We start from the raw sequence: 8031 nt of genomic DNA, 5'->3' as shown, positions 1-8031 counted from the left end.
CAATCGACGGTCCAAGGCCTGCGGCTCCGCTGTCGCGCGCACAACCAGTACATGGCCGAGCGTACGTTCGGAGTCGAGTTCATGCGCCACAAACGCGAGCGAACGAGGCTCGCGCGCTTGGGCTGATGATCAGCGCACCAGCTCGACTTTCCTGGACTGCTGGAAACTGCGCCCGTCGGAGCCCGAGGCTCGCAAACGATAGAAATATGACCCGCTGCTGAGGGCGATACCGGCGTCGTCCATTCCGTCCCAGCTCACCGTCTGGGGACCGGAGCGCTGCCGCTGGCGCATCAATGTGCGGACACGCCGGCCATCCACGGAGAAGACCTCGATCTGGACGTGTGCGTCGTACGGCAACCGGTAATCGATCTTGGTGCTCTTTGAAAACGGGTTCGGCGCATTCTGCGCGAGCGCGAAGAGGTCGGCGGGCGTTGTCGTCACGGCTGTCGTCGACCAGGGGATGACATAGCGCCGGATCGATCCCTCGGTCGAGGTGATGGTGAGGCGATCCGGTTCCGTCGCGGCCGGGCCACTGAAGCTCACCGCGGGGTCCCACAGCGTCCTGGACCGGCCGGCCAAGACCGACGTCTCGGGCGCGCCACTCACGAGCGAGACCTGCTGGAGGATGCCGTCGTCTCTCCCGATGAATCCCTTGCCCGCGCCGGGAGCAAGAGCCGGGATGGTCGAGAACTTGACCCCCGCCGGCGGGGACACTGGCGGCCAAAGCGGCGTCGGAGCTCCCACGTTGTCCATGATGCCGCGAAGAAGGCCATCCTCGGTCGTGTAGTAGAGCCGCGTCGGCTGGCCGGCCCGGAACTCCGCGCTCATACCGCGCACGATCGGCGACGGTGATGGCAGGGACCACATCGTCGACCCCGTGGCGGCATTGAGCTTCGAAATCGTCCCATTGGGCTTCGCGATATAGAGCTCGGCGTTGCTCTTGAAGTTCAGCGTCGGCCGATTCAGGATGGCGCCGGCGTTGGTGGACCACGTCACCGGAGGTGACGGATTGCTGGTCACGGTCTCGATCGCCCACAGGGTGCTTTGACCGGCTGCCGTCGGGTTGGTCGCCAGGTAGATGCGGTTGTTGCCGTAATCGACCTCGCATCCGTGAGTGGCATCTCCCATGGAGACGGTCGCGTCCCCGTTGAACACCCAGTTGATCGACAAATCCGATGACCAAAGGGCGTAAACCCGGTTCTCGGTCACACCTCCGCAGGCAAACTTCGTGACCACGAAGACCAGGTCGTCGCCCGAATGCCCCTTCGCCGCGGCGTCGTTCTGGAAGACCGCGTTGGACTTCACGTTGAGCTGCACCGCGGGTGTTGCGACGATCATGTCGCCTGGGCATCCCGGCCTGCGGAGGTCGACGCTGGCCAGGACCGTGGAGGTCGACATCCCGAGCTTGTAGAGACGGCCATTGTCCGAAGCGACGAAGATGGCGTCTTGTGCGCTCGGCGCGTCGTACACGAGTCCGTTGTGGCACAACGCGAGCTGGTGACCGATCTCGTGCAGGGCCGTGCCGGCGTTGAAGATCGCCTTGTACTGGCCGCCGACGTGCGGGCTGGGAATCGTTCCGGTTTCGTTCCACAGCTCATAGAGCGTCGGGCCCATGGTGTAGATCGTGAAATCGAAATTGGACAAGGCCACGCTGACGATACTGTCGTTGCCCCAGACCTCGGCGACCCCGGACTGAGCCGACACGGAGGGTGCAACAGCGAGGGCCAGAGCAACAGCGCAGGCGAAGGACAGCAGATCACGACGGAGCATGGCGGCGGCCTCCTTTGGCGTGCTCCGGAAAGGCCGCCGTCGAGGGATCGGGCGGCTTCCTCAGGGACCGGAAGGATACGGGGAGCGCGCCCGCGAGGAAACAGCAAACAGGCTCAGTCCCTGAGGCCCTCGAACAGATCGGTCTCGAGCTTGCGGCCGCCGTTCACCAGGCTGAGTGCGCGGTAGTAGTGCTGGTGGCCCCAGAGGTACTCGTGGGTCTCCGCCGTCAGCTCCGCGAGACCGGCGTACGATGCCATCTGGGATTGGTGGCATCCGACGGCCTTCCACACCCGTTGCCAGTGCGCGCGGGTGTCGATCACGGTGGTGATCGCCCAGTCCTGCCAGGGCACCGCCTCGCGCTCGACGCCATCGACCGTCGAGATCAGGCGCTTGAAGACGCGCTGGTAGATCTCGAATTCCGCGCGAGGCACCGTCATGTAGTAGAGCTTCGAGACGACGTGAGAAGCGTACCCGGAGGCGGGGCCTTCCAAGACAAAGCCAGGATCCGCCGACGCCACGACCGCCGCGGTCGTGAATTGCGAGATCGCGATGTGATCGGGATGCCCGTAGGCGCCGTCGGGTGGAAACGTGAGCACGACCTGCGGTCGCGCGCGGCGAAGGTGGGTGACGATGTCGGCCAAAATCTTGCGCGGATCCGCCTGATCGAGCTTGCCGTCGACATAGTCGAGCACGTGGACGTCTTTGACTCCCAGCGTCTCCGCAGCACATCGCAGTTCTGCCTCGCGAATGATCGCCAGCTTCTCAGGACCTGGATGGTCAGGTCCGCTACGAAAATTCAGGTACCGGCCGCTTTGTCCCCGCGTCGCCGTGACCAGCGAGACGTGGGCGCCCTCGGCCGAGTACTTGGCGAGCGTGCCACCGTTGCCGAGCGATTCGTCGTCGGGATGCGCGAGCACCGCCATCAGTCTCAGGGCCTCGCTCATGGCGCCGCCTTTCCCGTCACCACGATGGCCTGTCCGGTGCCGACGTCATTCCGGCACAGCGCGAGGATCGCGTCCGCGACTTCTTCGGGGCTCACGAGCCGTTCCTGGCCCGCGCTCGCCAGCACCGCGGCCAGCGCGCCTTCGCGCGACGTGCCGGTGCGTGCCTGCACGTTCTCGAGCGTGCGCTCGGTGAGCGCGGTGTCGGCATAGCCCGGGCACACGGCATTGACGGCCACGCCCGTGCCGGCCAGCTCGGCGGCGAGCGCTCGGGTGAAGCCGACGACCGCGTGCTTGGCCGCGCTGTAATGCGTGATGTATTTGCCGCCTTCGAGCCCCGCGGTCGAAGCCACGTTGACGATCCTCCCCCAGCGCTGCTCGGCCATGGCCGGGGCGAACTCGCGGCTCACCAGGAACGTTCCGGTGGCATTGACCGCCAGCATGCGGTTCCAGTCCTCGAGCGTGATCCGACGGAGAGGCGCCGAGGCGGCATCGCCGGCATTGTTGACCAGCACGTCCACCTTCGACAACCGGGCGCGCGCCATCTCGCCGAGATACTTCACGCTCGCTTCATCGGTGACATCGCACACCACCGGCCACGCCTCGTGACCCGCGTCGGAAATTTCCTTGGCGACTCGCTCGAGGTCGACGGAAGACCGTGCGGCCAGCACGACTCGCGCACCTGCCCGAGCGAGCGCCCGGCAAGTAGCCGCCCCGATGCCACGGCTGGCGCCCGTGACGACGGCGCCGCGACCTTCGAGATTCACGGCGTGCCTCGCAGCGCCAGCGCCTCGTGCACGGCCTCGGCCAGGATCTCACCGAGCACCGCCACCGTGGCTTCACCTTCCTCCGCGGTGGCGTCGGCGGGCCAGCCGAAGTACGCGCGCGGGCCGCCGGCCTGCTCGAAGGTCTTGATCCCGGCGCGAATCGCCGTCGACAGCGAAGCAGGATTCGGCGGCAGCGATTTCTGGATGTCTTCACGCACGAGCTCCGGGCGTTCAGCGAGAACGATCGACCCTTCGTAGCGCCCCGCGTGGCAGGCGCCGCTCCTGAACTCGTCACCGAGCTTCTCCGCGGTGGCGCGCCGCGTGAGGTCGGGCACCGCGACCGGCAGCAGGCCTTCGGTCTTCGCGCGCTCGGCGGCCTCGCTCAGCGCCGCCAGATGCGCGGGATCGAGGTGCGCATTGGCGATCGCGAGCGCCATGAACTCGAGCCGCGTCACCTCACGCGCCACGTCGAGCACCAGCTCGCGCACCGTTGCGGCCGACACCGACAGCGTCCCGGGAAAGCCTGCGGCGAACGGCGCGGCGCTGTACCACAGCGGCGGCAGCAACACGCCGAGAATTCCTTTGGCGGCGAGCCGCTCGCCGCCGGCTCGCGCCATGGCTAATGCAATAATGGTGTCGGTGCCGAGCGGCAGATGCGGTCCATGGGCTTCGGTGGCGCCGATGGGCAGCACCGCGACGGCGTGCGATCGATCGAGATCGCGCGCTTCCTCCCAGGTCAGCGCCGCCAGCTCGATCGCGGTGTCGCTCAGATGCGCCTCGACACGGCCTCGGCCAGCCGCGCCAGGTCGTCTTCGTCGTTGTACACCTGCCCGGAGATGCGGACCCACACCCGCCCGCGCCAGGCGTGGACCTGCACTTCGATAGCGTCCTCGAAGAGCAGCGCGTCGCGCAGCCGCGCCGCCTGCTCGCTGTCCCGCCCCGCCCGGTCGGGCAACGGAATCGTGGCCATGGTGCCCACCATGGACTCGGGCACCTCGAATCGCGTGCCCCAGCGCTCGGCCAGGAAGTGGGCGCCGCGCCAGGCGAGGCCGTGGTTGTAGCTGCGAAGAGCCTCGAGCCCGAGCTCGCGCTGGAACGCGATGCCTTCAGGCGCTGCCAGGTGACAGGATGGATCGCGCGTGCCGGGCAGATCGAACTCGTCGGTGAAGCCCCGGTCGAGACCCCACGAAATCACCGTGGGGTGCACCTCGCCCTGTCGCTCGGCCTCGACCCACAGGATGCCGCTCGAGCGCGGCGCGAACGCCCACTTGTGGAGGTTGGCCACGTACCACTCCGCGCCGATCGCGGGAATGTCGAGCGCGATGGCGCCGGGGGCGTGGGCGCCGTCGACCAGGAGCGGCACCGAGCGGGCGCGGCAACGTGACGCGATCTCGGCCACCGGCAGGAGCAGCGCGCTCTCGGAGGCGATGTGGTCCGTGACCACCATCCGGGTGCGCGGCCCGATTGCCGCTTCGATCGCCTCGACCACTCTTTCCGGTGTCGGGGGATACGGCATCTCCACGACTCGCATCGAAGCGCCCCGCTCGCGGGTGGCGTAGCGCACCGCGTTGACGACGCCGCCATAGCCCAGATCGGTGACCAGCGCTTCGTCGCCGGGCTTCCAGTCGAAGGAGCGGACGACCGCGTTGGCTCCGGTGGTGGCGTTGTCGACGAAGACCAGGTCGCCACCCCGGGCGCCCACGAATTCGGCCACCTGATCGGCCGCGACGCGCATGCGCGGCCTGTCCTTCAGCCGGGGCATTCCGACCGTGATCGACGTGAGCTCGCGCAGCATGAACTGCGAGGGACGGGTCTCGATGTGGTCGCGGATCGCCTGCTGCGCGGCCAGCACCCGCCGGGGCGTGACGCCCACCGTCCCGTGGTTCAGGTAGAGGACGTTGGGATCGAGCGGCCAGGCGTCGCGCATCCCGCGGCCGAACCCGGGGCTCGCGCGAGCCTCCCGCGCTTCGGGGTTGCCTGTGGCGTGCGTCGCGTCCATGATGGCCGCCCAACGTACCATGACCTCGCCGCCGCCGGAACGTTCCAACCTCGCCTCGGTCTTCCTGGACGCGCGCGTGCGCGAAGGACGCGGGTCGCGCGTGGCCTTGCGCACCGACCAGTCGAATCTGACCTATGCCGAGGTCCAGGCGCTCGCCAACCGCTTCGGACACAGGCTGAGGGCTGCCGGAGTCGAGCCCGAGAACCGCGTGCTGATCGCGCTTCCCGACGGCCCCGAGTTCGTCGGCGCCTTTTTCGGAACGCTCAAGCTCGGGGCGGTCGTGGTCATGGTGAATCCCGCGCTGCCGGCGTCCGACGTCGCGCACATGCTCGAGTACTCGCGCGCCCGCGTGGTGGTGGCGCATCGCGACAGCGCCGCGGCCTTCCTCGAAGCCGCGAAGAGCGCGCCCCTCACCCGCCAGGTTCTGATCGTCGGCGATCCGGTATTCAACCAGGAGCTGGCTGCCGCTTCACCGGACCTCGAGACCTTCCACTCCCACCGCGATGACGCCGCGATCTGGCTCTTCTCCGGCGGGACCACCGGCCGTCCGAAGGCCGTCGTTCAGACGCATCGGTCGTTCATCAACACCACGGAGCTCTACGGGCGCGGGATCATCGGCTACGTCGAGAACGACGTGACCCTCTCGGTGCCGAAGCTCTACTTCGGCTACGCCACCGGCTCCAATCTATTGTTCCCGTTCTCGGCAGGGGCCTCCTCCGTGCTGTTCTCCGAACCCGTGACTGCCGAAGTCCTGTTCGAGCGTATCCGCCGGCACCGGCCCACCGTGCTGATCAACGTGCCCACCATGATCCACAAGCTGGTCTCCCATCCCACCGCCAGGCAGCAGGATTTCTCGTCGCTGCGGGTGTGCACGTCGGCCGGCGAGGCGCTTCCCGCCGAGCTCCACCAGTCCTGGTCGCGGACGTTCGGCGTCGAGCTGCTCGACGGCCTGGGCACCGCGGAGATGTGGCACATCTTCATCTCCAACCGCATGGGCGCGGCGCGACCCGGCAGCATCGGGCAGGTGGTGCCGGGCTTCGAGGTCAAGGTGTGCGACGACCTGGGCCGCGAGCTGCCGCGCGGCGAGACGGGGTGGCTGTGGGTCCGTGGCGACTCGCGCGCGATCGGCTACTGGCAGCAGATGGAAAAGACGATGCAGGCCTTTCGCGGGGAGTGGTACGTCTCCGGCGATCTCATCCGCATGGACGCCGACGGCTACGTGACCTACTGCGGCCGCGGCGACGAGCTGCTGAAGGTGGCCGGCAAGTGGCTCGCCCCCGCCGAAGTCGAGGGCTGCCTGCTCCAGCATGCCGCGGTGGCCGAGGCCGCGGTGATCGGCGTGCCCGATGCCAACGGGTTGGTGAAGCCGCGCGCCTACGTCGTGCCGCGGCTCAAGCAGGCCGGGCTCGAGGAGGAGCTCAAGGCCTTCGTGCGCGACCGGCTCGACGCCTACAAGCATCCGCGCGAGGTGGTGCTGGTGGACGCATTGCCGCGCACGCACCTGGGCAAGGTGGACCGCGGAAGACTCAAGCGCGAGGCGGTTTCCTGAGGGGAGATTGGGGGGGCTAGCGGCGCTTGGTCTTTCTTCGCGACCGGGGTGGATTGATCGCGGAGAGTCTCGGAGTGGATCGCGGAGACTTCTTCGGCTTGGGAATGGGAGCAGAATTGGCGCGCAGCCAATCGGCGAATACAGCTTCGTTGACTTCGCGAGTCGAGAGGGCTTCGACCATCTTGACGGCGTCAGCTTCCAGACCATCCAAGCGGAACCCATTCATTTCAAGAAAGGCAGCGGCCACCGTGAACGCGACTCGCTTGTTGCCGTCTTGGAATGGATGGTTGCGCGTCAAAGAGGACGCGTATTGAGTTGCGAGGTCGAAGTAGTCGGGAACTGACCCTTCAGAATAGGCGAGTCGGTTCTGTGGATTCGCCAAGGCGGATTCGAGGGCACTTTCGTTGAGAAGGCCCGGTGAGCCCCCATGCTCAGCGAGCAGGGCCTCGTGGATCGCCAGGACTGCCGCTTTGGGGACCCACCGTGGCTTCACTTGGCGAGTTCACGGAGTGCGTTCCTGTACCGCTGCATGACTGACTCGGCAGCGGCCATGGCATCTGCGAAGTCCGGATCGTAGGGAGTGATCCTGAACCCTCCCGGCGCTTCCGTGAGGAACAAGTGGTCCCCCTCGCGCACCTTTAGCTCTCTTGCCGCCTCGGCGGGGAGCGTGACCCCCAGTGAGTTGCCGACCTTTCGAACCTTGAGCCGGACCATGGACCCTCCCTCGTGGCCACAGATGTTATAACTATCTCCACGGTGGGTCAATCGCTGAAGCGAGGTCTTGTCCGGAGCTATGGCGACATTGGCTTCGGGCGGTCCTTCACCACCGAGCGGGCGGGGGAATCGCTCGCCGGGAAGGTCTCTTCCACGCTCTCGTCGACGACTTCCTCGCGATGCAGCTCCGCGAGGCGCCGCCGCAGCGCCTCGATCACTCGCACCTCGCGCTCGAGCAGCGTCCGATTCTCCTCGGACTGGGCCTGGACGATGCCCTGCTCACGCTCGGAC

9 protein-coding genes are annotated in these 8031 nt (G+C 67.3%); 1 reads left to right on the top strand and 8 read right to left on the bottom strand.

Going from position 1 to position 8031, the window contains the following annotated elements; translation table 11 throughout:
* Positions 1 to 129 precede the first annotated feature (129 nt).
* The 5 genes from VFQ05_14760 to VFQ05_14740 form a co-directional block, all read right to left on the bottom strand.
* Positions 130 to 1770 (bottom strand): FlgD immunoglobulin-like domain containing protein, encoded by a 1641-nt coding sequence (locus VFQ05_14760; protein HET9328024.1) that lies wholly within the window; start codon positions 1768 to 1770, stop codon positions 130 to 132.
* Positions 1771 to 1883: 113 nt separating this feature from the next.
* Complete coding sequence (locus VFQ05_14755) at positions 1884 to 2714, bottom strand: PIG-L family deacetylase (protein ID HET9328023.1); 831 nt, start codon at positions 2712 to 2714, stop codon at positions 1884 to 1886.
* Positions 2711 to 3478, bottom strand: coding sequence for an SDR family NAD(P)-dependent oxidoreductase (locus tag VFQ05_14750; protein HET9328022.1), 768 nt, complete (start codon positions 3476 to 3478; stop codon positions 2711 to 2713). Before VFQ05_14750 ends, VFQ05_14755 begins: the two co-directional genes overlap by 4 nt.
* Complete coding sequence (locus VFQ05_14745; protein HET9328021.1) at positions 3475 to 4326, bottom strand: creatininase family protein; 852 nt, start codon at positions 4324 to 4326, stop codon at positions 3475 to 3477. Before VFQ05_14745 ends, VFQ05_14750 begins: the two co-directional genes overlap by 4 nt.
* Positions 4245 to 5477 (bottom strand): aminotransferase class V-fold PLP-dependent enzyme, encoded by a 1233-nt coding sequence (locus tag VFQ05_14740; GenBank protein ID HET9328020.1) that lies wholly within the window; start codon positions 5475 to 5477, stop codon positions 4245 to 4247. Before VFQ05_14740 ends, VFQ05_14745 begins: the two co-directional genes overlap by 82 nt.
* A 1-nt stretch (position 5478) precedes the next feature.
* Between VFQ05_14740 and VFQ05_14735 the strand changes: the two genes are divergently transcribed.
* Entirely contained in the window at positions 5479 to 7026 is a 1548-nt protein-coding gene (locus tag VFQ05_14735; protein HET9328019.1) for a benzoate-CoA ligase family protein, read from the top strand.
* A 16-nt stretch (positions 7027 to 7042) separates the two neighbouring features.
* Here VFQ05_14735 and VFQ05_14730 read toward each other — a convergent pair whose 3' ends face one another.
* The 3 genes from VFQ05_14730 to VFQ05_14720 all read right to left on the bottom strand — a co-directional run.
* Positions 7043 to 7519, bottom strand: coding sequence for a type II toxin-antitoxin system death-on-curing family toxin (locus VFQ05_14730; protein HET9328018.1), 477 nt, complete (start codon positions 7517 to 7519; stop codon positions 7043 to 7045).
* Complete coding sequence (locus VFQ05_14725; protein ID HET9328017.1) at positions 7516 to 7740, bottom strand: AbrB/MazE/SpoVT family DNA-binding domain-containing protein; 225 nt, start codon at positions 7738 to 7740, stop codon at positions 7516 to 7518. The genes VFQ05_14730 and VFQ05_14725 overlap by 4 nt, the downstream gene beginning before the upstream one ends.
* 77 nt (positions 7741 to 7817) lie before the next feature.
* Positions 7818 to 8031 (bottom strand): hypothetical protein (locus VFQ05_14720; protein HET9328016.1); only part of this gene is annotated, 214 nt, incomplete at its 5' end.

This window comes from Candidatus Eisenbacteria bacterium (genome assembly GCA_035712145.1).
Classification (GTDB): domain Bacteria; phylum Eisenbacteria; class RBG-16-71-46; order RBG-16-71-46; family RBG-16-71-46; genus DASTBI01.
The sequence above is the reverse complement of the archived record's forward strand: the minus strand, read 5'-3'. Positions and strand labels throughout refer to the sequence as shown.

Excerpts from the sequence above, each read along its gene's own strand:
- VFQ05_14740 (HET9328020.1), bottom strand. The coding sequence starts at position 5,477 with ATGGACGCGACGCACGCCACAGGCAACCCCGAAGCGCGGGAGGCTCGC.
- VFQ05_14725 (HET9328017.1), bottom strand. The coding sequence starts at position 7,740 with ATGGTCCGGCTCAAGGTTCGAAAGGTCGGCAACTCACTGGGGGTCACG.
- VFQ05_14735 (HET9328019.1), top strand. The coding sequence starts at position 5,479 with ATGGCCGCCCAACGTACCATGACCTCGCCGCCGCCGGAACGTTCCAAC.
- VFQ05_14760 (HET9328024.1), bottom strand. The coding sequence starts at position 1,770 with ATGCTCCGTCGTGATCTGCTGTCCTTCGCCTGCGCTGTTGCTCTGGCC.
- VFQ05_14755 (HET9328023.1), bottom strand. The coding sequence starts at position 2,714 with ATGAGCGAGGCCCTGAGACTGATGGCGGTGCTCGCGCATCCCGACGAC.